The sequence below is a fragment of the Sphingomonas pseudosanguinis genome, from assembly GCF_052056765.1.
Lineage (GTDB): Bacteria > Pseudomonadota > Alphaproteobacteria > Sphingomonadales > Sphingomonadaceae > Sphingomonas > Sphingomonas pseudosanguinis.
Genome location: NZ_CP189888.1, coordinates 478,062 through 501,090 on the forward strand (window position 1 = coordinate 478,062; position 23,029 = coordinate 501,090).

Below are 23,029 nucleotides of genomic sequence, written 5' to 3' on the forward strand. Positions count from 1 at the left end.
TTACTCCCAGGTGGCGAGCGGCGGCAGGCTCATCAGGATCGCATCGATATTGCCCCCGGTCTTCAACCCGAACAGCGTGCCGCGATCATAGACCAGGTTGAACTCGGCATAGCGCCCACGCCACGCCAGCATCTGCGCCCGATCGGCCTCGGTAAAGGGCAGGCCCATGCGCCGCCGGACGATGCGCGGGAAGATGTCGAGAAACGCCTCGCCGACATCGCGGGTGAAGGCGAAATTGGCGTCGAAATCGCCTTCGAGATGATCATAGAAGATGCCGCCGACGCCGCGATGCACCTGGCGGTGGGGGATGTAGAAATAGTCGTCGGCCCATGCCTTGAAGCGCGGATAATGCTCCGGATCATGCGCATCGCACGTCGCCCGCAGGCGAGCGTGGAAGTCGGCGGTGTCCTCTTCGATGGGCAGCGGCGGATTGAGGTCCGCGCCGCCGCCGAACCAGCGTTTGGTCGTGGTCAGGAAGCGGGTGTTCATGTGCACCGCCGGCACATGCGGGTTGGCCATATGCGCCACCAGGCTGATGCCGGTCGCGACGAAGCGCGGATCGTCGCCCGCACCATGGATGGTCTGGGCGAACGGCCCCTCGAACGTGCCGCCGACGGTCGAGACGTTGACGCCGACCTTTTCGAAGACCCGGCCCTTCATCACGCCGCGCACGCCGCCGCCGCCGGCCTCGCCGCTGGGGTCGGTGCGGTCCCAGGCGGTGTATTGGAACGCGGCGTCCGACCCCGCCTCGCGCTCGATCGCCTCGAACGCGGCGCAAATCCGGTCGCGTAAGGCTTCGAACCAGAGGCGGGCGGAATCCTGCTCGGCGTCGAGCGCGATGTCGGGGGTACGGCTGGTCATGATGCCCGGTTCCTGAGCCGGGGCGGGGGACGCGGTCAACCGGGCATTTGGTCCCAACCGGTCTGGCGCCGCGCCTCGGCCATCAAAATCCCGCCAGTGATCGCAACGTTCAGCGATCGGACTCCGGGGCACATCGGCACCCGGACCCGGATGTCGGCAGCGTCATGCACGGCGGCGGGCACCCCTGCGCCCTCCGAGCCGAGCAGGATCACATCGTCGGGTTGGAACCGCATCTCGGGCAGGGGGATCGCGCCCAGCGTGGTCGCCAATACGATCCGGCCGCGCGTCGCGGCGCGAAAGGCCGCCCAGTCGGCGTGCCGCACGACCTCGGCGCGGTCGGCATAATCCATCGCCGATCGCGCCAGCGCCCGGTCGGAATAGGGAAAGCCCATCGGCTCGATCAGGTCTACCGCCACCCCGAAACAGGCGGCGGTGCGGATCAGCGTACCGACATTGCCCGCGATGTCGGGTTCATAGAGCGCGAGCCGCATCAGTGCCCCGGAAAGGATACCAGCGCATCGACCGCGATGTTTTCCTTGCGCAGGGCATCGGCGCCGCCGAGATCGGGCAGGTCGACCAGGAACTGCGCCTGTTCGACCACGCCGCCAGCCTTGCGGATCAGCCGGACGGCGGCGCGCGCGGTGCCGCCGGTGGCGATCAGATCGTCGACCAGCAGCACGCGCGCGCCGGGGACCAGCGCATCCTCATGGATCGCGATCCGGTCCTGGCCGTACTCCAGCGCATAATCCTCGGCGATGGTCGCGCCGGGCAGCTTGCCGTCCTTGCGGATCAGCAGCACGCCGGCCTTGAGCGGCGCGGCGAGTGCGGCCGCGAACAGGAAGCCGCGCGCCTCGATCCCGGCGACCAGATCGATTTTCCCCCGCGTCGCAGCGGCCATCCGCTCGATGGTGAGGGCGAAGCCGCCGGGGTCGAGCAGCAGGGTGGTGATGTCGCGGAACTGGATGCCGGGCTTGGGGAAGTCCGGGATCGTGCGGATCAGGGCTTTGAGATCGTCATTGGCGCTCATGCGCGGCCTAATGGGCCGGCAGCGCGCGGGGGTAAAGGGGGTAGGGCAGGATCGCTGGCCTTTGCGTGGTCTTTCCGTATCTGCCCTGCGGTTTGCTTGGGCGGCGTTGAGGGCCAAGGGGATGGGCGTGAGGCGCAGGGGCGGGCGTAGGCTTTGACTACGCTCCGCCTGAACGGAGGGGAGGGAGGTGGCGGCCGTTTATAGGGGCACCTCTCAAAAGCGCCGATTGCAAGGCCCGCCATACCCAACCTCCGTTCAGCCTGAGCGCAGTCGAAGGCCAAGGGAATCCCTTTCCCAAAAGGGATCGCGGCTCGGGCGGAAGCGTGGGCTTCGACGTCGCCCAGGCTGAACGGAGGTTGGGGAGGTGCCATGCTCCGCTTCCCCAAAAAGAAAAGGGCGACCTCCCTATGGGAAGGCCGCCCCAGGCGCTCACATCGGCAAGTCCGATTTCAATGCTTCACGTCGCGCCAGACATTCTGATACGCGCCCCAGGCCAGGAAGCAGAACACCAGGATGAACAGGAACGCGCCGATCCCGGCGGCATGGCGCGATTCCAGCTTGGGCTCGGCGGTCCAGGTCAGGAAGGCGGCGACGTCCTTGGCCATCTGGTCGCGGGTCGCCAGCGTGCCGTCGGCATATTGCACCTGACCGTCCTGGGTGATGGGCGGCGGCATCGCGATGTTCAGGTTCGCGAAGTACGGATTATAGTGCAGGCCCGCAGGCGTCTTGGCGTCGGGGAATTTGCGCAGCAGCTCGGCCGGCTGGTTGCGATAGGCGTCTGGGCCGACCAGCGAATAGACGTAATTGGTGCCCTCATGCCGCGCCTTGGTGATCAGCGACAGGTCGGGCGGCAGCGCATTGTTGTTCGCCGCGCGTGCCGCGACCTCGTTGGCGAAGGGCGAGGGGAAGCGGTCGGCGGGGACGTTCTTGCGCGTCGTCGCCTCGCCCGTCTCGGGGTTGATCGACGGCTGCTCGATCGCCCATTGATTGGCGATCGCCTTCACCTCGGCCTCGTTATAGCCGAGATCGGCGAGGTCGCGGAACGCCACCAGCCGCAGCGAGTGGCAGGCCGCGCAGACTTCCTTGTAGACCTGGAAACCGCGCTGGAGCTGGCGACGATCGAACCGGCCGAAGATGCCGTCGGACGCCAGATGCGCTTCCTTGGGATGAAGGTGGAATTCCTCCTCGGCGGTGGGAGCGGGTGGCTCGGAGATGAGTCCCGACACGCTGCCCCACAGCGCGATGGCGAGGACGAAGGTGAAGGCCGCCCCGACCAGGAATGCGATGCCACGAACCATGTTCTTTTATCCTCTCTCGGTTCGCGTCAGGCCGAGGCCGAAGGGGTCAGGGCCGACTTGGTGGGGGCCGTGCCGCCATGCTTGGCCAGCACCGCCTCGGTGATCGAGTTGGGCAGCGGCGCGGGCCGCTCCGTCCGGGCGATCCAGGGCAGGATCACCAGGAAGTGGAGGAAATAATAGGCCGCCGTCAGCTGGCTGAGGATGATGAAGAAGGGCGTCGCGGGCGAACCGCCGCACCAGCCGAGCAGCAGGACGTCGACCACCAGCACCCAGAAGGCGATCCGCGCCTTGGGCCGGAAATTGTTCGAGCGCACTGGCGAGCTGTCCAGCCAGGGGAGGAAGAACAGCAGCAGGATCGACCCGAACATCGCCAGCACGCCCCACAGCTTGGCGGGCAGGATGAAGTCGGCGGTGAAGGCGCGCAGGATCGCGTAGAAGGGCCAGAAATACCACTCGGGCACGATATGCGCCGGCGTCGAGAGCGGGTTTGCCGGGATGTAATTGTCCGGATGGCCCAGATAGTTGGGGAAGAAGAACAGCAGGCTGGCGAAGACCAGCAGGAACACGCCCAGGCCCACCGCATCCTTGGCGGTGTAATAGGGGTGGAAGGGCACGGTGTCCTGTTCGCCCTTCACATCGACGCCGGTCGGGTTGTTCGACCCCGGAATATGCAGCGCCCAGATGTGCAGGATGATGACGCCCGCGATCACGAAGGGCAGCAGATAGTGGAGCGAGAAGAAGCGGTTGAGCGCCGCATTGTCCGGCGCGAAACCGCCGAGCAGCCAGATGCGGATGGTGTCGCCGACCAGCGGGATCGCCGAGAAGAAGCCGGTGATGACCTGCGCGCCCCAGAAGCTCATCTGCCCCCAGGGGAGCACATAGCCCATGAAGGCGGTGGCCATCATCAGGAGGAAGATGACGACGCCGAGCAGCCACACCATCTCGCGCGGGGCCTTGTACGATCCGTAATAGAGGCCGCGAAAGATATGGGTGTAGACGACGATGAAGAACATCGACGCGCCGTTGGCGTGGGCATAGCGCAGGAACCAGCCCGCATTCACGTCGCGCATGATGCTTTCGACCGAGTCGAAGGCGACGCCCGCATTGGCGGCATAATGCATCGCCAGCACGACGCCGGTGATGATCTGGATGGCGAGCGCGGCACCCGCCAGCACGCCGAAATTCCAGAAATAGTTCAGGTTGCGCGGCACCGGATAGCCGGCACCCACCGCATTGTAGACGAGGCGCGGCAGCGGCAGCTTCTCGTCCAGCCAGCGCATGACCGGCTGTTTGGGTTGATAATGCTTGGCCCAGGGAAAGCTCATGTCTCGGGTCTCCCTTAAGCGGCCGCGCCGACCGTGACGGTCGTGTCGCTGTCGAATTTATAGTCGGGCACCAGCAGGTTCAGCGGGGCCGGACCCTTGCGGATGCGCGCGGCGGTGTCATAGGCCGAGCCGTGGCAGGGGCAGAAATAGCCGCCATAGGGGCCCTTGTTCTCGCCCTCGCCCGCGCCCAGCGGCACGCAGCCCAGATGGGTGCACACGCCCAGCGTGATCAGCCAATTCTTCTTGCCCGGCTTGGTCCGCTCGGCCAGCGTCTGCGGATCGCGCAGCTCGGACAGCGGCACCGCATCGGCCTCGGCGATTTCCTTGGGCGTCAGGTTGCGCACGAACAGCGGCTGCTTCCGGAAGCTGGCCTTGATCGCCTGGCCGGGTGCGATCTTGGACAGGTCGATCTCGGTCGTCGCCTGCGCCAGCACATCGGCCGACGGGTTCATCTGGTTGATCAGCGGCAGGACGATCGCCACCGCGCCGACACCCGCGAACGACACGGCCGCGATGTTGATGAAGTCGCGACGGCGGGGATCATGGACCTCTTCCTGGAATGGCTCCGGCGCCTCGCCGGGGGGTACGGTATTGTCCGTCATCGCCATTCGTCCTGTCCCTCCACCTTCGATCGCGTGCGCAAACGGTACGCTCTTGGACGGTCGTGCCGGATTGATTCCGGTCATGCGCCGTCCTGTCACAGCCCGCCCATGATGAACGGTACGTCAGGTTAGCCTTGCTTGGCGGGCTTTGCCAATCCCCTTTGGGCCAATCCCCCCTTCGACCGGCCGGTTCAGCGCCGGTGCAGCGACGGGCGCGCAGGAACTGTCGCCATCACGGCGGGTTGACCGCTGATCGACGCGGATGACGGACCCCTGCCGCACCCGCCACGGATCGACAGGGGCATGGAGAGGCATGATGGTCTTGGGCAAGACGTGGAGCGCGTTAGTCGCGGCCGGGTTGCTGGCGCTGGGCGGATGCACCGATGGCTATGGCTATAGCGGCGTGTCGGTCGGCGCGGGCTATGGCGGCGGCTATGCGCCCGGCTATTATGGCGGCGGGCTGGGTTACGCGCCGTCCTATTATGGCTGGTACGACAATTTCTATTATCCGGGCACCGGCGTCTATGTCTACGACCGCTACCGTCGTCCCTATGCCTGGAATGACGGGCAGCGCGCCTATTGGCAGGGGCGCCGCGACGCATGGCGCGGCGGCGCGATCCGCGATCAGTGGCGCGGCTGGGGCCGGGGCGGCTGGCGCGGGCCGGTGCCCGGTGCGGCACCCGGCTGGCGTGGGCGCGGCACCGTCGTGCCGACGCCGGGCGCACCGCGGGCCGAGCGCTGGCGCGGCAATCGCGGGACGCCGGGCACGTGGCGCGGCGGCCGCTGGGGTGGCGGGCGCGGCGGACGCGGCCCGCGCTGATTAGAGGCTGATCCAGCAAAACCGGATCAGTGCGGCGCCGGCCCGCTTCCCTACCCGACCCTCCAAAGCGTATCCTGAATGGATGGTCGGATGGGGAGCGGGCCGATGCCGCCTCCACGCGAGTGGATCAGACCCTATAGCAGGATGACATGAAGGGAACCCACCCCTTCCCCTTCAGGGGAGGGGCCGGGGGTGGGGCGCTTCCACAGGCGAGCAGTTCGCGGCGATGCCCCACCCCAACCCCTCCCCTGAAGGGGAGGGACTCGCGTTGACTCGGTGCAATGTCATCACGCTCTAACCCGCCGTTTTCGTCCGGACCAGCAGGGTCGGGCGGAACCGCATCACGGCGACATCGTCCTGATTGAACACGGTCAGCTGGCTGATGACGAACCCCATTTCGGGCCGGCTGGCCGAGGTCCGCGTCTCCAGCACTTCGGTTTCGCAGCGCAGCGTATCGCCGGGATAGACCGGCTTCAGCCAGCGGAGTTCGTCGACACCGGGCGACCCTAGGCTCTGGAAGCCCGTCTCGCGGTAATAGGCGACGATCATCGCCATCGTCATCGACGCGGTGTGCCAGCCGCTGGCCGACAGCCGGCCGAAATGGGTGGCGGCGGCGGCTTCGTCGGACAGGTGGAAAGGCTGCGGATCGAAGCGCTCGGCAAAGGCGATCACCTCGTCGCGGTCGACATGGCAGTTGCCGAAGCTCGCCTTGTCGCCGACCGTGACGTCCTCCAGAAAAACCATTCCGCGCTCCTTATCGCTTGAACACACGCCGAAGCGGCGCGTCGGTGCCGTCCAGCCCCTGGCCCGGCGGCAAGCCGATCAGGTCGCGCAGCATAGGCGCCACCGCGACATTGTCGAACGGGGCGAGGCGGATGCCGGGCCGGATCGCGGGGCCATGCGCGATGAACAGCGCCGCCATGCTGGGGTCGGCATTGTCATAACCATGCATGCCGCCGGCAAAGGGCTTGTCGGGGCGCTTCGCCCTGATCAGCCATCCCGCCTCCGCCAGGCAGAAATAGGGGGCGATGCGGGGGTTGCGACCATAATGGAAGCGTGCGGGAATCTCGCTCTTGCGCCAGCAATCGACATGGTCGTGATGCCCGAGCAGACGGCGCTCCAGCGCGGCCTCATGCCCCGGCACCGCCTGGATCGCGGCGAAGGGACCGTCCTCGATCAGCTGGTAATCGGCCGGGTCCGCAAACTGGTCGAGCGCGACGACCCGGTCGCTGGAGGTGGCGGCCATGCCGTGATCGGCGACGATGACCAGATTGGCCGGCTGGTCTAGCGCGGCCAGCCCGTCGCGCAGTCGACCGATGGCGGCGTCGACGGCGCGGATCGCTCCGGCGACCTCGGGCGAATCCGGCCCGGCCTCATGGCCCATATGATCGACTTCGTCGAAATACAGCGTCAGGAAGCGGGGACGGGTCGCCGCCGGCCGCCGCAGCCAGTCGATGATGGCGTCGACCCGCTGGCGGTCATTGACCGCGCCGCTGAACTGCTGCCAGTCATGGGGGCGCAGGCCGCCCTCGAAATCGCCATTGGGCTTCTGGGTGGCGCCCCAGGCGATATTCGAGCCGGGCCAGAACATCGTCGCGGTCGGTATGCCGGCCTTTTCGGCGGTGACCCAGATCGGCTCGGCGGCGTTCCACCAATAGGGCTGCTCCGACGACATGGTGAAGCGCTCGCCGGGGTGCGCCGGGTCGAGGAAGCCGTTGGCGACGATGCCGTGCCGGTCGGGCACGACGCCGGTCACCAGCGTCCAGTGGTTCGGAAAGGTCTTGGACGGGAAGGCCGGCCGCATCACGCCCGTCGCGCCGGTCGCCGCCAGCCGCGACAGGTTGGGGCTCAGCCCGCGCGCCAGATAGTCGGCGCGAAAGCCGTCGATCGACACCAGGATGGTCACCGCTGCTTTCGCCTCGCCAGTGGCGGCGGCAGCCGAGGCGGGGGATTCCGGCACAGCGCGTGTCACCGGTTCCAGCGCGGGCGGGGTATAGGGATAGGCGCAACCCCCGGCGAGCAGGGCCAGAAGGGCAGGGGCGATGGCGGTAAGCGAACGGCGGATCACGGTCGGGAAAGTCCTTTCGTCCGAGCCCGATAGCGTCCTCTTATGACACAGGCGAGGCGAATGATGCCTTGCCGCGTGGCAGGGGCCGGCCGTGCCGGCACCGGTCAGTCGACGGGAAAGAACCGACGAATATCGGGATCGGCGTTGCGCAGCAGCAGGCGGAGCCGCTGCGCGGACTCGTCGGGTCGATCGCCCGGCAGGCTCGCCATCGCCCAGTCGCCGAAGACCGGGGCGTCGGTCATGCGATCGTCGAGGATGCGGATGCCGGCATGGCGCGGATCGCGCATGATCCGCGACAGGGTTTCGCGCACGCTGTCGGCCGGGCCTTCGAGCAGCTGGCGATATTGCCCGCCGCCGGTCCACAGGATGCCGGATATGCCGTCCATGCCATTGTTGCGCCGTGACACCGCCAAAATGTCCTGGTGATCGGCGCGCTCGTCACCGCCCACCGACTGGCTGCTGTAAATGATTCGGCGAACAGGGTTAACATGGATCATGACGAGATAGATATCGCGATATCTATCTCGTGCAAGGGCCAAGACGGCCGGGCAGAGCGGTCGCCGCCCGGCGCGTCGTCAGACGTTGAAGCGGAACAGCATCACGTCGCCGTCCTGGACGACATATTCCTTGCCCTCGGCGCGCAGCTTGCCCGAGTCGCGTGCGCCCGCCTCGCCCTTGCAGGCGATATAGTCGGCGAAGGCGATCGTCTCGGCGCGGATGAAGCCGCGTTCGAAGTCGCTGTGGATCTCGCCCGCCGCATTGGGTGCCTTGGCGCCGCGATGGACGGTCCAGGCACGGGCTTCCTTGGGCCCGACGGTGAAGAAGGTGAGGAGGTCGAGCAGCGCGTAGCCGGCGCGGATGACGCGGGCGAGGCCGGTTTCCGACAGGCCCAGCTCGGACAGGAATTCGCCGCGATCTTCGGTAGGCATGGTCGCGATCTCGGCCTCGATCGCTGCCGACACGACGACGGCCTGCGCGCCCTCGGCGGCGGCCTTCTCGAACACGCGCTGCGAATGGGCGTTGCCGTTCGCCGCGTTCGATTCTTCGACATTGCAGACATAGAGGACCGGCTTGGCGGTCAGCAGCTGCGCCTGTGAAAAGACGCGCGCTTCCTCGTCGTCCTTGGGCTTGGTCAGCCGGGCGGGCTTGCCCTCGCGCAGCAGGTCGAGCGTCTGGCCGAGCACCGAGGCGGCGATCTTGGCTTCCTTGTCGCCCTGCTGACCCTTCTTGATGAAGGCGGGGACACGCTTTTCCAGGCTTTCCAGGTCGGAGAGCATCAGCTCGGTCTCGACCGTCTCGGCATCGGCGATGGGGTCGACCTTGCCCTCGACATGGGTGACGTCGCCATCCTCGAAGCAGCGCAGGACGTGGACGATCGCATCCACCTCACGGATGTTGCCCAGGAACTGGTTGCCCAGCCCTTCGCCCTTGGACGCGCCGCGGACCAGGCCGGCGATGTCGACAAAGGCGAGCTGCGTCTCGATGATCTTGGCCGAACCGGCGATCTCGGCCAGCTGGTACAGGCGCGGATCGGGGACCGCGACGTTGCCGACATTGGGCTCGATCGTGCAGAACGGATAATTGGCGGCCTGCGCCGCCGCCGTTTCGGTCAGCGCGTTGAAGAGGGTGGACTTGCCGACATTCGGCAGGCCGACGATGCCGCAGCGGAAACCCATGCGTCGCTTATCCTACAGGAAAGGGAGAAAGCGTCCCTCTAGCGGCGATGGGGGGATTTCTCAACGGGTGGTGGGGGCCGCCTGATGCCCAAACGGCCGTTCAGCCTGAGCGAAGTCGAAGGCCATGGGAATTGGTTGGCAAAGTGCCCCCTGAGGCGAAGGTCAGCACTTGGCCTTCGACTTCGCTCAGGTTGAACGGGCCGGGGAAGGGGTGATTGGGGTCAGGCGATCCCGACCATCATCGCGGCGGCCCAGCCGAGCAACAGCATGCCCAGCGCGCTCGAAAAGCCCATCATCACCAGGCCCATATAGTGCAGCATCGGCGGATTGGCGCGCTGCGCCTTCTTGTTCCGGCCGAGGCCCGACAGCACGAAGCTCGCCAACATGCCAAAGGTGAAGACAGCGAATTCGAGCATCGGGGTAGCGTCCGGTCTGGGGTGCGATCGCTATCGCCCATAACCAAGATAGGTTAACGGCACGATATCGCGTCGACGAAACGCCTTTGGTGCGCGACCAAATGAAGGAACTTTTCATCCGGTCGCGGGTGCGGTGCAGGTCGTCGACCCTGCGGGCGTCAGATCAGCGATAGTTGAAGCTGACGCTGATCCGCTCGCCCTTGGCACCATTGGGGACGACCTCGTGCCGCAACCAGCTTTCCCAGAGGAGCACCGTGCCCGGCTCGGGCGTGGCGGTGGCGAAGGTCGCCAGGTCGTCCGGCGCATCGGGACGACGCGGGGGGGCCGCCATCAGCATCGGCAGGCGCGGGTCCTCCAGCTTCAGCGCCCCCGAACCCTTGGGCATGGCGACATAGAGCGTGCCCGAGACGACCGAATGGGGATGGATATGCGCCGAATGATGCCCGCCCGGCTTCAGGACGTTCACCCACAGGCTGTCGAGCTTCAGCTTGCGCCCGCCCAGATCGAAGGCGCATTCCTCGGCGAAGCGCGCGACATGGCGGTCGAGCTTCTTGCGCAGATCGGCGAACACCGGATCGCGGACCGGCAGGTCGTTGAGCGAGGCATAGCTGGTATAGCCGCGATAGCCATGTTCCTTCGACCAGCGGCGCCCGGCGCGGTCGTCCTCGGCGAGCGCCCAGCAGCTCTGTTCGATCTCCTCCAGCAGATCGGCATCGTCGAGCTGGCCCTCATAGAGCAGCGAGGCGAAGAGACGCCGTACGCTCATGCCGCATCCCCCATGCGCAGCGCGACGTCGTTGACGAAGCGGACGTCATCGCCCTCCGCCAGCCAATGCGCCTCCGCCGATACCGCGCCGAGCAGGTCGGACAGCGGCTCGATCTCGGCCTTGGCATAGTTGCCGAGCACATAGCCCGTCACCCGGTCCTTATGTCCCGGATGACCGATGCCCAGCCGCACGCGGCGGAAGTCCGGCCCCAGATGCTGGTCGATCGAGCGCAGCCCGTTATGCCCCGCCGTGCCGCCGCCGGTCTTCACCTTCACGCGAAAGGGCGCGATGTCGAGTTCGTCGTGAAACACGGTCAGCGCCTCCACGCCCAGCTTGTAGAAGCGCAGCGCGTCACCGACGCTGCGGCCGCTTTCGTTCATGAACGTCGCGGGTTTCAGCAGCAGGATCTTCTGCCCGCCGATCCGGCCCTCCTGGGTCCAGCCCTGGAATTGCTTCTTCACGGGGCCGAAATCATGCACCTCGGCAATGGCGTCCATCGCCATGAAGCCGACATTGTGGCGGTGCATCGCATATTGCGGCCCCGGATTGCCCAGCCCGGTCCAGACCTGCATGTGGATTTCCTCGTTCGCTTGGTTGGGCAGGGCCGTAGCACCGGGGGCTTCGGGTTTCCAATGCGGGGTGGGAGCGTGGGCGAAGGTTGAGGCGTGGGCTTCGGCTTCGCTCAACCTGAACGGCGGTTAGGTGGTTTGGCCGGGTATCCAATTCTCCATTCAGGCTGAGCCCTTCGGCTGGCTGGCAAGCCAGCCGCTCAGGATAAACTTCGGCGCATCGCGCCGAAGTCGAAGCCCAAGGGAATCCCCCTCAAATCAACCCCTGTGCCCGCAAACTCACATGCCCGGACGTGCCGATGATCAGATGGTCATGCACCGCGATCCCGAGCCGCTTGCCCGCCTCCGCGATCGCGCGCGTCACATCGATGTCGGCGCGGCTGGGCGAGGGGTCGCCGCTGGGGTGGTTGTGGACGAGGATGATCGCCGCCGATCCCAGCGCCAGCGCGCGCCGGATCACCTCGCGGATATAGACCGGCGCCTGGTCGATCGAGCCTTCGCCCATTAGCTCGTCACGAATCAGCATGTTGCGCGTATTCAGGTGCAGCACCCGGAACCGCTCGACCCCGTGATGCGCCATGTCGGCATGGAGATAGTCGAGCAGCGCCTGCCAGTTGGACAGGATGGGCCGCTTCGCCGCCTCCGCCTGCACCAGCCGCAGCGCGCAGGCGTGCGCGATCTTGAGCGTCGCCGCCGCGGTCTCGCCGATGCCGTCGACCTTTTGCAGCGCGACCGGATCGGCGGTCAGCACGCCGCCAATGTCATGAAACTCGCGCAGCAGGGCCTTGGCGATCGGCTTGGTGTCGCGCCGGGGGATCGCGGTCGTCAGCAGATATTCGAGCAGTTCATGGTCGAGCAATCCGCCGCCGCTCAGTAATCGATCGCGCAGCCGTGCGCGATGTCCGGCATGATCGCTCGCCCGGTCCTGATCGTCGTCACGCATGGCCTGGCCCCCCGGCCGGGTATCATAAGGGCCGCATCGGGAACTGTCGCGGGGCTTCGTGCGATTGCCTCGCGCGCGGCGGGACGGCTATGACACCGACCCATGCGGAGGGAGTAGTAGCGGGGTGGAGGGTACGGGCGAGGAGGTCGAAACGTCCGTCAGCCCCGTTCGGCGCTTCCGGCGGCTGCAACGCATCCTGATCGGCATCGCGCTGATCCTGCTGTTCGCGCTGATCGGCCTATGGATCGCGCGCAAGCCGCTCGCCAGCGATGTCGTCAACCGCGAACTCGCGCGCCGGGGCGTGCCCGCGCGCTATACCATCACCGATCTGGGATTCGGGCGACAGCGGCTGACCAACGTCGTGATCGGCGATCCGCGCCGGCCCGATCTGGTGGCCGACTGGCTGGAGACGCGCACGCGACTGACCCTGTCGGGACCGCAAGTGACCGGAGTGCGCGCCGGACGGGTGCGGTTGCGCGGACGGCTGGTCGATGGCCGGATCAGCCTGGGCGCGCTCGACCGGCTGATGCCGGCGCCCACGCCCGATTCCAGCGCGCCTTTCGTCCTGCCCAAGCTTGACGTCGTGGTCGAGGATGGCGGTATCCAGCTCGAAACGCCGTACGGTCTGGTCGGGCTGAGCCTGTCGGGGCGGGGGCGGCTGAACGACGGTTTCTCGGGCAGGCTGGGCGCGGTCGCGCCCGCCTTGCGCGTCGGGGATTGCGCCGCCACCGGGCTGGCCGCGCCGATGCGGGTGCGGATCGTCGACGAACAGCCGACGCTCAGCGGCCCGGTGCAGCTGGATTCGCTGCGCTGTGGCGAGGTGGGGGTATCGCGTCTGTCCGCCCGGACCGAGGTGACCCTGTCACGCGCGCTCGATCATTGGCAGGGACAGGCCCGCCTGCGCAGCGGTGCGATCCGGCACCCTTCGGTCGTGGCCGGGGCGATCGGCGGGTCGCTGGATTTCGCCGGCAATGCCCGCGCCACCACGGGGCGGGTGCAGATCATCGCGCGCAACGTCGCCGGCGAGGCCGGGCGCGCCGAACGCGCGACCATCGCCGGGCAATATCTGCTCGGCCGGGTCGCGCACTTCGACGGCCGCGTGCAACTGGGTGGCGCGCGAGTGGCGGCGACGTGGCTGAACCGGCTCGACGCATGGAGCGGTGCGGCGGCGGGTACGCCGGTCGGGCCGGTGGTGCGCAAGATGCTGGGCGCGGCGCAAGCGGCCGGACGGCGCTTCGCGCTCGACATGGCGCTGGCGTTCGACAGCGATCGGGGGCCGCGTGGTCCGGGCTTTGTCGTGCGCGTGCCCCGTATGTCGCTCGCCTCCGCCAGCGGCGGACGGCTGGCGCTGGCCGGGGACACGGGCCTGATCGTCGATGGTCGGGGCGTCCGGATCGATACGCGTCTGGCGATGCAGGGCGGCGGCCTGCCGTCGCTGCGCGCCACCTTGCGACAGGACGGACCACGCGCTCCGATGCGCGGCACCGCGACGCTGGCGCGCTACGATGCCGATGGTGCCAGCCTGGCGCTCGACCGGCTGGTCTTCCAGGCGGCGGCGAATGGCGAGACGCGGATCACCAGCCGCGTCGCGCTGTCCGGCCCGATAAGCGGCGGGCGGATCGACGGGCTGGTCCTGCCGGTCACCGCCCGCTGGGACGGCGGGCGGAGGTTGTGGATCAATCCCGATTGCCAGCCGCTGCGCATCCGGGCGCTGGCACTTTCGGGATTGCGGCTCGACGAGGTTGCGACGCGGGTGTGCCCGGTCGATGGCGCGCTGGTCCGACTGGATGGCAACCGCCTGGGCGGTGGTGCGCGACTGGGCGCGACCCGGCTGACCGGTCGGATCGGCAGCAGCCCGCTGGCGCTGTCGGCGACCAGCGCGCGGTTCATGCTGGCGGATCGCCGCTTCGCGCTGACCGGGGTGAAGAGCCTGATCGGCCGGCCCGAATCGTCGACGCGAATCGATGCCGAGACGCTGACCGGCCAGATCACCGCCAACGGCCTTGCCGGGCAGTTCACCGGCGGCGATGGCCAGGTGGGGCAGGTGCCGCTGCTGCTCAAACAGGCGGCCGGCGACTGGCGGCTGGCGGGGGGCGTGTTGAGCCTCAACGGCGCGCTATGGGTCCATGACGCGCGTGCCGATTCGCCGCGTTTCCTGCCGATGGAGGCGCGCGGCGTCGCGCTGACGCTGGATGGCAGCCGGATTCACACCACGGGCACGCTGTTCGAGCCGACCCATGATGTGAAGGTCGCCGACCTCGTCATCGACCATGCGCTCGACCGGGGGGCGGGCTCGGCCGATCTGGTGGTGCCTGGCATCACCTTCGGCAAGGATTTCCAGCCCGAACGGCTGACTCCGGTCACCTTCGGCGTCATCGCCGATGTCCGGGGCACGGTCGCTGGGCGCGGGCGAATCGAATGGGACCCGAACGGTGTGCGCTCGACCGGGCAGTTCGGCACCGAGGGCATCGACCTTGCCGCCGCCTTCGGTCCGGTGACGGGCATCGTCGGCACGATCCGCTTCACCGACCTGCTCGCGCTGGAAAGCGCGCCGCATCAGGAAGTAACGATCCGCACCGTCAATCCGGGCATCCAGGTAACCAACGGCGTCGTCCGCTATCAGACTCTGTCGGGCACGCGCATCCGGGTCGAGGACGGACGCTGGCCCTTTGCCGGCGGCACGCTGACGCTCGATCCGACGCTGCTCGACTTCTCGCAGCCGGTCGAGCGGCGGATGACCTTCCACGTCAATGGCGCGGCGGCGGACCAGTTCCTGCTCCAGTTCGACTTCCAGAATCTGAACGCTACGGGTGTGTTCGACGGCACGCTGCCGATGATCTTCGACGAGCGCGGCGGGCGGATCGAGGGCGGGCGGCTGGTCGTGCGGCCGGGCGGCGGCAGCATCGCCTATCTGGGCGAGCTGACCCAGAAGGATCTGGGATTCTGGGGCAATCTCGCGTTCGGCGCGCTGCGCTCGCTCAACTACCGCTCCTTGCGGATCGACATGAACGGGCCGCTGGCGGGCGAAATGGTCACGGACGTCCGCTTCGCCGGGATCAGCCAGGGCAAGGGCGCCAAGTCCAACTTCCTGATCCGCCGCCTGCAAAGGCTGCCCTTTGTGTTCAACGTGCGGATCAAGGCGCCCTTCCGGGGCCTGCTCGACTCGGCGCAGTCCTTCTACGATCCGCGCCGCCTGATCCAGCGCAACCTGCCCGCGCTGCTCGAGGAACAGAACAAGCGCGCCGCGCCGCCCGCGCCGAACGCCTCCACCATTCAGCCCTTGGCAAGCGAGACCGTGCCATGACCGTAACAGGATTGAAAATGCAGGACAGGATGCCGATCTTGGCGGTGACACGATGGATGCCGGTCGCGCTGGCCATGCTGAGCGGGGGATGCGTCAACATCTCCGCGCCGGACAAGCCGATCGAGATCAATCTGAACATCAATGTGACGCAGGAAGTGGTATATCGCCTGGATGGCGAGGCCAAATCGCTGATCCAGCAGAATCCGGGGATATTCTGATGAAGACGAAGATGGTGATGGCGGCGTTGGGTGCGGTAGTGCTGCTGGGTGTATCGGGCATGGCGATGGCGCAGCGCGATCCGGCCTATGCCGCCGCGCGTGCCGCAGGCCAGGTCGGCGAACAGCCCGATGGCTATCTGGGCATCGTCGGCGGCGCCACGCCCGAGCTGCGCGCGCTGGTCAACAACATCAATATCCAGCGCAAGGCCGCCTATACCCAGAAGGCGCAGGCCAGCGGCGCGACCGTCGAGCAGATGGCCTTCACCAGCGGCTGCAACCTGATCGCGCAAACCGCGTCCGGCGAGAAGTACAAGACGCCGGAAGGCGTGTGGAAGACCCGCACCGGCGCCGCACCCGAGCGCGCGCCGGCCTGCGTGTAAGCGAGGTATATTTAGTGAAAAGCCTCTCCCGGCCATGGAATGACAGGGTCGGGAGAGAGCGATATGCGCGCCTCGTGGATCAGTCCGCGACCGGAACCTCGATGCTGTTTCCGGTCTCATCGATCGGATAGACCGAAGCGCTGAGCGATCCTTCAATATACAGGACACGCCCGCCGGGCATCTGATCGACGAATTTCCGTTGAAATGAGTCCAGTCTGCTCCAACGGCCCAAGGCTTTCAGATCGGCGCTTCCGATCATCTTGGCCGTGACAGCCCTGCAGGGTTCCTCCCAAAATACGTTTTCGGGTTCGCGCCCCGCATACACGAAATCGATGTCACAGACGTGCTTTCCGCCGGCAATCGTACGATCGCGTTTGGTATTGATTTTCGATGCGGTTTGGCTGTCATCGGTCGTGCTCGGCGACGGCGACATGGGCGTTTCGACCGTCGCCGGTGTCGCTGCGTAGGGCGTGTTGCTCGGTAACGCAGGTTCCGAACACGCCGCTTGGGCCACCAAACCTAGCGGCGTCAGGCCTATCAAAATCCACCGGCGCATGGCGGTCCATCGTCTGATCCGGGTCAGACTCGACATGGGGGTGATTGTTGGTGGCGTTACCGAACGTTTCGAATACCAAATCATGATTCTCTCCGAGACAATTGGTTACGCCTTAGCGGCCTGATGCTATAACAGTTGTCGGTAAACTCAGTTTGCAGCCAGCTGTGACAACGGTGCGGATAGGAAGTGCTATGGCGGAATCAGGTTGCTCAAAGGGAACATTGTCACGTCTTGCACAGCCTTCAGTTGGGCAAGACGTATGAGGCGTACTTACCCGTCCCGCTGGCAGGAGGGGGGGGTAGGTCACATAGCGCTGGGCAGGCGGTTTGGGTGTGCTTCTGCTCTTGCTTCAAATCAGGTTTATCTGCCTGCGGACAACACCAGCCCTCCCTCGACCCCTCCCGCCTGCGGGAGGGGAGAAGGAGGGGCGTCGGGCAGCCCCCTGTCCCCCATCGGCAACAATCCTTAACACATCTGTCACAACCCCACCCCCAGGCGGTTGACTTGGGAGGACACGCTTTCTAAACGGGCCTCGCCTTGGCGGGGTCGCTCGCCGTTCGCGCGCATTCTCCCCTTCGGTGACGAAATCAGGTGAGGGTGGCTGCGTGGCGGAGAAGGAACCCGGACAGGACTTTGGCGATGCGGACGATCCGCGTCTGGCCGCGCTGGATCAGCGATTGGCCAAGGCGAAAGCGGACGGCGTAGCGCGGCAGGGGGTGAAGGTGGACGCCGACAGGGGTTATTCCCAGGGCAGCCGCGTGATCTCCGCGCTGATCGGAAGTCTTGTCGGCAGTGCGTTGATCGGCTGGCTCTTCGACCGCTGGTTCGGCACCGCACCCTGGGCCCTGATCGTGATGCTGTTCCTGGGGATCGGCGTGGCGTTCAGGCAGATCATTCGGATTTCTGGTGAGCGCCCGGAGTAACCGGGCGTTCGTCATATGTGGGAACGAAGCAGCGTGGCGGCAGAATCGGGCGGCAAGATTGATCCGATGCACCAGTTCCTGATCGAGCCGGTGCTCGGTCAGCACTGGGTGGTCGGCGGCTACGACCTTTCCTTCACCAATTCCGCTCTGTGGATGGTGGTGACGCTGGTTGCGCTGTGGATCTTCATGATCGGCGGCATGAAGCGCGATCTGGTCCCCGGTCGCTGGCAGGCCGCGGTTGAGGGCTTCACCGGCTTCGTCAATGCGATGCTGACGTCGAACATCGGCCCGGAAGGCAAGCGCTTCCTGCCCTACGTCTTCTCGCTGTTCATGTTCATCCTGTTCGCCAACGTGCTGGGCCTGCTGCCCTTCGGCATCGTTCGTGGCGTCCACCCCTTCACCGTGACCAGCCATGTGACCGTCACCGGCGTGCTCGCGCTGATCTCGTTCGCGATCGTGTTGATCGTCGGCTTCGGTCGTCACGGTTTCCACTTCTTCGCGCTGTTCGTGCCGCACGGCACGCCGCCGCTCATGATTCCGCTGATCTTCGTGGTCGAGCTGATGAGCTTCTTGGTGCGCCCCTTCTCGCTGGGTCTGCGACTGTTCGTCGCGATGACCGCGGGGCACATCCTGCTGAAGGTTCTCGCCGCCTTCGTCATCAACGGCATCAACATGGGCCCCGGTTACGCCGCGCTCATCACCCTGCCGAGCTTCCTGCTGATGATCGGCATCACGCTTCTCGAACTGCTGGTCGCCGCGATCCAGGCCTATGTCTTCGCGCTGCTGACCTCGGTCTATCTGAACGACGCCGTCAACCTGCACTGATCCGGGGAGCCGGATCGGGCGGGCGGTCGCGCCGCCGACTTGAATACCCAAACGACCCTTTTTGAACTGGAGTGATTGAAATGGACGCAGAAGCCGCGAAGCTGATCGGTGCCGGTCTGGCCGCTATCGGCATGGGCATCGCCTCGCTCGGCGTGGGCAACGTGTTCGCCAAGTTCCTCGAAGGCGCGCTGCGCAATCCGGGTGCGGCGGACAGCCAGCAGGGCCGCCTCTTCATCGGTTTCGCCGGTGCCGAGCTTCTGGGCCTGCTCGCCTTCGTGACGATGATCATCCTGGTGTTCGTCGCCTAATCATTCGGATCGGCCGGGCGTGTCGCTGACGATGCGCCCGGTTGATATGGCAACGAGGACTCCATGCCCCAGATAGCACAGATCAGTGCGACCTATGCGTCGCAGATCTTCTGGCTCCTGATCACGTTCGGCCTGCTGTATTTTGTGGTCGGTCGTGGGATGGTGCCCAAGATTCAGGCGACCGTCGACGCTCGCGAAGGCCGTATCGCCGGCGATCTGGCGGCGGCGGAGGCCGCGCGTGCCGAGGCCGACCGGGTCGAGGCGGCATGGCGGGCCGAGATGGACGCCGCGCGCGTCGCCGCGATGACCGAAACCAACGCCGCCAAGGCGCGGGCGACCCACGCTTTCGAGGCGCAGGTCAAGGCGGCCGACGCCGACCTGACCGAGCGTCTGGGTCATCATGACCTGGCGATCGCCAATGCCAAGGCCGAGGCGATGGCCAATCTTCAGTCCGTGGCGGCGGAGGCCGCGCGCGATCTCGTCGCCAAGCTGTCCGGCGCCCAGGTGGGCGAGGATGCGGCGGCCGACGCGGTGCGAAAGGTGAGCGCGCATGGCTAATCATTCCGCAGGCGGTGCGCTGACCAATGGCGATGCGCTGGTGGCGCAGAACCTGGCCGACGCGGCATCGGCCGAGGGCATGGCGCAGCGTCCGATCCGCGAGGGCGACGGCCTGACCGGCAACACGGTCGCCGCCGCCGAGACCGAGCATCATGCCGCCAGCCCGACCGCGCTGGGTTTCGATTCGACCGGCTGGGTGGCGCTTGCCGCTCTGGTCGTGCTGATCGGCATGCTGGTTAAGAAGGTGCCTTCGATGATCGGTCGTTCGCTCGACCAGAAGATCGCCGGCATCCGCGCCCAGCTCGACGAAGCGACCAAGCTGCGTAAGGAAGCCGAAGCGCTGAAGGCCGAATATGAGGCCAAGGCGAAGGCGGCGCATGCCGATGCCGAGGCGATGCGCGTCCAGGCGCAGCATGAGGCGGGTCAGCTGCTCAGCAAGGCCAAGGCCGATGCCGAGGCGCTGATGGAGCGTCGCGCCAAGATGGCCGAGGACAAGATCGCCGCCGCCGAGCGCACCGCACTGGCCGAGGTCCGGGCCCGCGCTGCCGAGGCTGCCGCCAAGGCCGCCGGTCTGCTGATCGCCGAGCACCACTCGGCCGATGCCGACCGGGCGATGATCGACCGCACTATCGCGGGGCTCGGTCGCCCGAACTGATCGGCTTCCGGGCCGGAGACAGGACCGCGCTTCGGGTTGGCCCGAGGCGCGGTTCGGTCGTTTTGGGACCCGTACCCATCCCCGTTCAGGCTGAGCGAAGTCGAAGGCCACGTCCTGCCCTATCGCCGCGCGGAGGAAAGGAATTCCCTTGGGCTTCGACTGCGCTCAGCCCGAACGGAGGGTGGGGAAACGCATTCCTCCCCAAGCTCGGCTTGGGGAGGGGGACCGCCGGGCCAAAGCCCGGTGGTGGAGGGGCAACTCCCCACAACACATAACCCGGCCCCCAAAGGCGGGTCCGCATCGCCGTCTCTTTCGGGTTTCCGGCGACGATGCCCATATCCCCGAGCCCGTGACAAAGGAGACGCTTCCGATGGCATGGGTCATTCTGGGCATTGCCGTGATTACCGAGATCTGCTGGGCGCTCAGCCTGAAATGGGCGGCGACCGTCGCCACCTGGCAGGCGTCGAGCGTGCCAATCATCCTCAGCTTCGTGAACATGGGTCTGCTGGCGCTCGCCATGCGCGGGCTTCCGGCGGGCACCGCCTATGCGGTGTGGACCGGGCTGGGCGCGGTCGGCGTCGTGATCGGCGGGGCCATCGTATTCGGCGACAAGATCGCGCCGATCCAGGCTGGCTTCATGGTGCTGACCGTGATCGGCGTGATGGGCACCAAGCTCTTCGCGCAAGGTTGAACGCATTCCTCCCCTGCGAGGGGGGGGGACCATGCGAAGCATGGTGGAGGGGTGTCCCCGCTGGCCGTGACACCCCTCCGTCAGTCCTTCGGACTGCCACCTCCCCTTGCAGGGGAGGAATTATCTCGCGCTCCTGCGCGCAAAAATCCTTCGCGTCTTCGCGGCTTCGCGTGAACCAAAGCGACCGCACAGGGTAGCGATCCGCTCCCCGCACCCCTAAATCGCACGCGATGTCCGAGCCCCCCGTCGATCGCTTCAACGAAGAGAAATCCACCTTCACCCTGCGCGGTGCCGATGCGCCCGATCTGAAGGCTGGGGTGGCGGCGATCCGCAACGTGCTGGCGACCTTGCCGCTGCGGCCGGGCGTGTATCGGATGCAGGATGCGCGCGGCGATGTCCTCTATATCGGCAAGGCGCGCGCGCTGAAGAACCGCGTCGCCAACTACACCCAGGTCGATCGCCTCCCCAAGCGCCTGCAACGCATGGTCGCGCAAACCCGGTCGATGACCATCGTCACGACCAACAACGAGGCCGAGGCGCTGCTGCTCGAGGCGCAGCTCATCAAGCGCTATCGCCCCGCCTTCAACGTCCTGCTGCGCGACGACAAGAGCTTTCCCTTCATCCTGCTGCGCAACGACCATGATTTCCCGCGCATCCAGAAGCATCGCGGCGCGCGGCGGGCGGTCGGCAATTATTACGGCCCCTTCGCCAGCGCGGGCAGTGTCAACAATACGTTGAACGCGCTGCAAAAGCTGTTCCTGCTCCGCTCCTGCACCGACAGCTTCTTCAAGGGGCGCGACCGGCCGTGCCTGCTCTACCAGATCAAGCGCTGCTCGGCGCCCTGCGTCGGCCGGATCGACGAGGCCGCCTATGCCGAGCTGGTCGCCGACGCCAAGAACTTCCTTGGCGGCAAGTCGACCCAGGTTCAGGCCAAGCTGGGCAAGCAGATGCAAGACGCGGCCGAGGCGATGGACTTCGAACTCGCCGCGATCCTGCGCGACCGGCTGAAGGCGTTGACCTTCATTCAGGGGACTCAGGCGATCAACGCCGAGGGGGTGGGCGACGCCGATATCTTCGCGCTGGCATGTCGCGAGGGGGTGATGGGCATCCAGGCCTTCTTCATCCGCGGCGGCCAGAATTGGGGCCATCGCAGCTTCTTTCCCGCGCACACCACCGACGTGCCCGAGGAGGAGGTGCTGACCAGCTTCCTCAGCCAATTTTACGAGGAGGTGCCGCCCGCCAAGACCATCCTGCTCGACCGCGACCTTCCCGAAGGCGAGTTGCTGACCGAGGCGCTGGGTGAGCGTGCCGGGTACAAGGTGCAGCTGACCGTGCCGCAGCGGGGCGATCGCCGCCGCCTGCTCGATCAGGCGAAGCGCAACGCGGTCGAGGCGCTCGAGCGGCGGCTGGCCGAGTCGACCACTCAAGCCAAGCTGCTGCGCGAGGTCGCCGATTTCTTCGACCTGTCCGAACCGCCGCAGCGGATCGAGATATACGACAACAGCCATATCCAAGGCACCAATGCGCTGGGCGCGATGGTCGTGGCGGGGCCGGAGGGGTTCCAGAAGGGCCAGTATCGCAAGTTCAACATCAAGGGGAACGAGGCGGCGACCAACGACGATTTCGGCATGATGCGCGAAGTCTTCCGCCGTCGCTTCGCGCGCCAGCTTGAGGAGAACCCGGACCGCGACGACGCGACCTGGCCTGACCTGGTCCTGATCGACGGCGGGCGCGGCCAGCTCAACGCAGCCAAGGCGGTGCTGGAGGATCTGGGCATCGAGGATGTCTGCTTGGTCGGCGTCGCCAAGGGCCCGCATCACGGCCGCGAGGGGCGCGAGGTCTTTCATATGATGGACGGCAGCGAACGGATGCTGCCGGTCAACGCGCCATTGTTGTTCTACCTCCAGCGGCTACGCGACGAGGTCCACCGCTTCGTGATCGGCGCGCACCGCGACAAGCGCGCCAAGGCGATGGGGGCGAGCCCGCTCGACGAAGTGCCCGGCATCGGCCCGGCGCGGAAGAAGGCGTTGCTGATGCACTTCGGCACGGGCCGCGCGGTGCGCAATGCCAGTCTGGAGGACTTGCGTAAGGCGCCGGGGGTCAGCCAAGCGGTGGCGCAGCAGGTGTATGACTTTTACCATAGCCGGTAAGGGCACAGGGCCAGGAACTGGCTATCCGTCCTCTTTGCCATTCCCGTTTTTTCGTCGATCCACCGCAGTTTCGGAAACAAACAGTCGGGA

26 protein-coding genes are annotated in these 23,029 nt (G+C 66.5%); 11 read left to right on the top strand and 15 right to left on the bottom strand.

The features are described 5' to 3' along the window. The 6 genes from hemF to petA all read right to left on the bottom strand — a co-directional run bounded on the left by hemF (position 1) and on the right by petA (position 5,119). Positions 1-861, bottom strand: coding sequence for an oxygen-dependent coproporphyrinogen oxidase (gene hemF, locus ACQHGV_RS02175; RefSeq protein WP_440979262.1), 861 nt, complete (start codon positions 859-861; stop codon positions 1-3). 35 nt (positions 862-896) lie between these two features. Further along, positions 897-1,352 (bottom strand): tRNA (cytidine(34)-2'-O)-methyltransferase, encoded by a 456-nt coding sequence (locus ACQHGV_RS02180; protein WP_440979263.1) that lies wholly within the window; start codon positions 1,350-1,352, stop codon positions 897-899. Beyond that, positions 1,352-1,888 (bottom strand): adenine phosphoribosyltransferase, encoded by a 537-nt coding sequence (locus ACQHGV_RS02185; RefSeq protein WP_409791693.1) that lies wholly within the window; start codon positions 1,886-1,888, stop codon positions 1,352-1,354. Before ACQHGV_RS02185 ends, ACQHGV_RS02180 begins: the two co-directional genes overlap by 1 nt. 449 nt (positions 1,889-2,337) lie before the next feature. After that, positions 2,338-3,186, bottom strand: coding sequence for a cytochrome c1 (locus ACQHGV_RS02190; protein WP_440979264.1), 849 nt, complete (start codon positions 3,184-3,186; stop codon positions 2,338-2,340). 26 nt (positions 3,187-3,212) lie between these two features. Next, positions 3,213-4,511, bottom strand: a complete 1,299-nt coding sequence (locus ACQHGV_RS02195) for a cytochrome b (RefSeq protein WP_440979265.1) — start codon at positions 4,509-4,511, stop codon at positions 3,213-3,215. A 14-nt stretch (positions 4,512-4,525) separates the two neighbouring features. Beyond that, complete coding sequence (petA, locus tag ACQHGV_RS02200) at positions 4,526-5,119, bottom strand: ubiquinol-cytochrome c reductase iron-sulfur subunit (RefSeq protein WP_183952764.1); 594 nt, start codon at positions 5,117-5,119, stop codon at positions 4,526-4,528. A gap of 307 nt (positions 5,120-5,426) precedes the next feature. Here petA and ACQHGV_RS02205 point away from each other — a divergent pair, with 307 nt between their 5' ends. Then, a complete protein-coding gene (locus ACQHGV_RS02205; RefSeq protein WP_440979266.1) occupies positions 5,427-5,933 on the top strand; it encodes a hypothetical protein in 507 nt (168 codons plus the stop codon). 294 nt (positions 5,934-6,227) lie between these two features. Here the strand turns inward: ACQHGV_RS02205 and ACQHGV_RS02210 are convergent, their stop codons facing one another. The 8 genes from ACQHGV_RS02210 to radC form a co-directional block, all read right to left on the bottom strand. Beyond that, the gene (locus tag ACQHGV_RS02210) at positions 6,228-6,677 is read right to left on the bottom strand and encodes a MaoC family dehydratase (RefSeq protein ID WP_440979267.1); all 450 of its coding nucleotides are present in this window, start codon (positions 6,675-6,677) and stop codon (positions 6,228-6,230) included. 10 nt (positions 6,678-6,687) lie between these two features. After that, positions 6,688-8,001, bottom strand: a complete 1,314-nt coding sequence (locus ACQHGV_RS02215; RefSeq protein WP_440979268.1) for an alkaline phosphatase family protein — start codon at positions 7,999-8,001, stop codon at positions 6,688-6,690. Positions 8,002-8,105: 104 nt separating this feature from the next. Next, positions 8,106-8,498 (bottom strand): BLUF domain-containing protein, encoded by a 393-nt coding sequence (locus ACQHGV_RS02220; RefSeq protein WP_440979269.1) that lies wholly within the window; start codon positions 8,496-8,498, stop codon positions 8,106-8,108. Positions 8,499-8,576: 78 nt separating this feature from the next. After that, on the bottom strand, positions 8,577-9,677 hold the full coding sequence (ychF, locus tag ACQHGV_RS02225) for a redox-regulated ATPase YchF (RefSeq protein ID WP_440979270.1): 1,101 nt from the start codon (positions 9,675-9,677) through the stop codon (positions 8,577-8,579). A gap of 221 nt (positions 9,678-9,898) precedes the next feature. Continuing rightward, positions 9,899-10,093 carry a hypothetical protein gene (locus ACQHGV_RS02230; RefSeq protein ID WP_183952770.1) on the bottom strand — a complete coding sequence of 65 codons (195 nt, stop codon included), beginning with the start codon at positions 10,091-10,093 and terminating at the stop codon, positions 9,899-9,901. 163 nt (positions 10,094-10,256) lie between these two features. Then, a complete protein-coding gene (locus tag ACQHGV_RS02235) occupies positions 10,257-10,859 on the bottom strand; it encodes a TIGR02466 family protein (RefSeq protein WP_312489685.1) in 603 nt (200 codons plus the stop codon). After that, positions 10,856-11,431, bottom strand: coding sequence for an aminoacyl-tRNA hydrolase (gene pth, locus ACQHGV_RS02240; RefSeq protein WP_312489684.1), 576 nt, complete (start codon positions 11,429-11,431; stop codon positions 10,856-10,858). The genes ACQHGV_RS02235 and pth overlap by 4 nt, the downstream gene beginning before the upstream one ends. Positions 11,432-11,681: 250 nt before the next feature. After that, positions 11,682-12,371, bottom strand: a complete 690-nt coding sequence (radC, locus tag ACQHGV_RS02245; RefSeq protein WP_440979271.1) for a RadC family protein — start codon at positions 12,369-12,371, stop codon at positions 11,682-11,684. Positions 12,372-12,429: 58 nt separating this feature from the next. Between radC and ACQHGV_RS02250 the strand changes: the two genes are divergently transcribed. The 3 genes from ACQHGV_RS02250 to ACQHGV_RS02260 are packed head-to-tail and all read left to right on the top strand — an operon-like array spanning position 12,430 to position 16,273. Further along, positions 12,430-15,675, top strand: coding sequence for an intermembrane phospholipid transport protein YdbH family protein (locus ACQHGV_RS02250; protein WP_440979272.1), 3,246 nt, complete (start codon positions 12,430-12,432; stop codon positions 15,673-15,675). Between the two features lie 29 nt (positions 15,676-15,704). After that, positions 15,705-15,893, top strand: coding sequence for a YnbE family lipoprotein (locus ACQHGV_RS02255; RefSeq protein WP_440980110.1), 189 nt, complete (start codon positions 15,705-15,707; stop codon positions 15,891-15,893). Further along, the gene (locus ACQHGV_RS02260; RefSeq protein ID WP_409791721.1) at positions 15,893-16,273 is read left to right on the top strand and encodes a YdbL family protein; all 381 of its coding nucleotides are present in this window, start codon (positions 15,893-15,895) and stop codon (positions 16,271-16,273) included. The genes ACQHGV_RS02255 and ACQHGV_RS02260 overlap by 1 nt, the downstream gene beginning before the upstream one ends. Positions 16,274-16,352: 79 nt before the next feature. Here the strand turns inward: ACQHGV_RS02260 and ACQHGV_RS02265 are convergent, their stop codons facing one another. Then, positions 16,353-16,829, bottom strand: coding sequence for a hypothetical protein (locus ACQHGV_RS02265; RefSeq protein WP_440979273.1), 477 nt, complete (start codon positions 16,827-16,829; stop codon positions 16,353-16,355). Positions 16,830-17,434: 605 nt separating this feature from the next. Between ACQHGV_RS02265 and ACQHGV_RS02270 the strand changes: the two genes are divergently transcribed. From ACQHGV_RS02270 to uvrC, 7 genes are all read left to right on the top strand, one after another. Next, complete coding sequence (locus tag ACQHGV_RS02270) at positions 17,435-17,752, top strand: AtpZ/AtpI family protein (protein WP_183952778.1); 318 nt, start codon at positions 17,435-17,437, stop codon at positions 17,750-17,752. A gap of 33 nt (positions 17,753-17,785) precedes the next feature. Continuing rightward, entirely contained in the window at positions 17,786-18,577 is a 792-nt protein-coding gene (locus tag ACQHGV_RS02275; RefSeq protein ID WP_440979274.1) for a F0F1 ATP synthase subunit A, read from the top strand. A gap of 80 nt (positions 18,578-18,657) precedes the next feature. Next, a complete protein-coding gene (locus ACQHGV_RS02280) occupies positions 18,658-18,885 on the top strand; it encodes a F0F1 ATP synthase subunit C (RefSeq protein WP_007406947.1) in 228 nt (75 codons plus the stop codon). 63 nt (positions 18,886-18,948) lie between these two features. Then, positions 18,949-19,443 carry a F0F1 ATP synthase subunit B family protein gene (locus tag ACQHGV_RS02285; RefSeq protein ID WP_440979275.1) on the top strand — a complete coding sequence of 165 codons (495 nt, stop codon included), beginning with the start codon at positions 18,949-18,951 and terminating at the stop codon, positions 19,441-19,443. After that, entirely contained in the window at positions 19,436-20,098 is a 663-nt protein-coding gene (locus ACQHGV_RS02290; protein WP_440979276.1) for a F0F1 ATP synthase subunit B family protein, read from the top strand. The genes ACQHGV_RS02285 and ACQHGV_RS02290 overlap by 8 nt, the downstream gene beginning before the upstream one ends. 370 nt (positions 20,099-20,468) lie before the next feature. Then, positions 20,469-20,789, top strand: a complete 321-nt coding sequence (locus tag ACQHGV_RS02295) for a DMT family transporter (RefSeq protein ID WP_042484285.1) — start codon at positions 20,469-20,471, stop codon at positions 20,787-20,789. Positions 20,790-21,019: 230 nt separating this feature from the next. After that, on the top strand, positions 21,020-22,939 hold the full coding sequence (uvrC, locus tag ACQHGV_RS02300) for an excinuclease ABC subunit UvrC (RefSeq protein WP_440979277.1): 1,920 nt from the start codon (positions 21,020-21,022) through the stop codon (positions 22,937-22,939). The last annotated feature ends 90 nt before the right edge of the window (positions 22,940-23,029 follow it).

Bases quoted from the DNA above. Each gene is read 5' to 3' on its own strand.
- ACQHGV_RS02195 (WP_440979265.1), bottom strand. From the start codon at position 4,511: ATGAGCTTTCCCTGGGCCAAGCATTATCAACCCAAACAGCCGGTCATG.
- petA (WP_183952764.1), bottom strand. From the start codon at position 5,119: ATGGCGATGACGGACAATACCGTACCCCCCGGCGAGGCGCCGGAGCCA.
- hemF (WP_440979262.1), bottom strand. From the start codon at position 861: ATGACCAGCCGTACCCCCGACATCGCGCTCGACGCCGAGCAGGATTCC.
- ACQHGV_RS02255 (WP_440980110.1), top strand. From the start codon at position 15,705: ATGCCGATCTTGGCGGTGACACGATGGATGCCGGTCGCGCTGGCCATG.
- ACQHGV_RS02220 (WP_440979269.1), bottom strand. From the start codon at position 8,498: ATGATCCATGTTAACCCTGTTCGCCGAATCATTTACAGCAGCCAGTCG.
- ACQHGV_RS02180 (WP_440979263.1), bottom strand. From the start codon at position 1,352: ATGCGGCTCGCGCTCTATGAACCCGACATCGCGGGCAATGTCGGTACG.
- ACQHGV_RS02185 (WP_409791693.1), bottom strand. From the start codon at position 1,888: ATGAGCGCCAATGACGATCTCAAAGCCCTGATCCGCACGATCCCGGAC.
- uvrC (WP_440979277.1), top strand. From the start codon at position 21,020: ATGTCCGAGCCCCCCGTCGATCGCTTCAACGAAGAGAAATCCACCTTC.
- ACQHGV_RS02290 (WP_440979276.1), top strand. From the start codon at position 19,436: ATGGCTAATCATTCCGCAGGCGGTGCGCTGACCAATGGCGATGCGCTG.
- radC (WP_440979271.1), bottom strand. From the start codon at position 12,371: ATGCGTGACGACGATCAGGACCGGGCGAGCGATCATGCCGGACATCGC.
- ACQHGV_RS02235 (WP_312489685.1), bottom strand. From the start codon at position 10,859: ATGAGCGTACGGCGTCTCTTCGCCTCGCTGCTCTATGAGGGCCAGCTC.
- ACQHGV_RS02210 (WP_440979267.1), bottom strand. From the start codon at position 6,677: ATGGTTTTTCTGGAGGACGTCACGGTCGGCGACAAGGCGAGCTTCGGC.
- ACQHGV_RS02295 (WP_042484285.1), top strand. From the start codon at position 20,469: ATGGCATGGGTCATTCTGGGCATTGCCGTGATTACCGAGATCTGCTGG.
- ACQHGV_RS02230 (WP_183952770.1), bottom strand. From the start codon at position 10,093: ATGCTCGAATTCGCTGTCTTCACCTTTGGCATGTTGGCGAGCTTCGTG.
- ychF (WP_440979270.1), bottom strand. From the start codon at position 9,677: ATGGGTTTCCGCTGCGGCATCGTCGGCCTGCCGAATGTCGGCAAGTCC.
- ACQHGV_RS02205 (WP_440979266.1), top strand. From the start codon at position 5,427: ATGATGGTCTTGGGCAAGACGTGGAGCGCGTTAGTCGCGGCCGGGTTG.
- ACQHGV_RS02285 (WP_440979275.1), top strand. From the start codon at position 18,949: ATGCCCCAGATAGCACAGATCAGTGCGACCTATGCGTCGCAGATCTTC.
- ACQHGV_RS02280 (WP_007406947.1), top strand. From the start codon at position 18,658: ATGGACGCAGAAGCCGCGAAGCTGATCGGTGCCGGTCTGGCCGCTATC.
- ACQHGV_RS02190 (WP_440979264.1), bottom strand. From the start codon at position 3,186: ATGGTTCGTGGCATCGCATTCCTGGTCGGGGCGGCCTTCACCTTCGTC.
- pth (WP_312489684.1), bottom strand. From the start codon at position 11,431: ATGCAGGTCTGGACCGGGCTGGGCAATCCGGGGCCGCAATATGCGATG.
- ACQHGV_RS02265 (WP_440979273.1), bottom strand. From the start codon at position 16,829: ATGCGCCGGTGGATTTTGATAGGCCTGACGCCGCTAGGTTTGGTGGCC.
- ACQHGV_RS02260 (WP_409791721.1), top strand. From the start codon at position 15,893: ATGAAGACGAAGATGGTGATGGCGGCGTTGGGTGCGGTAGTGCTGCTG.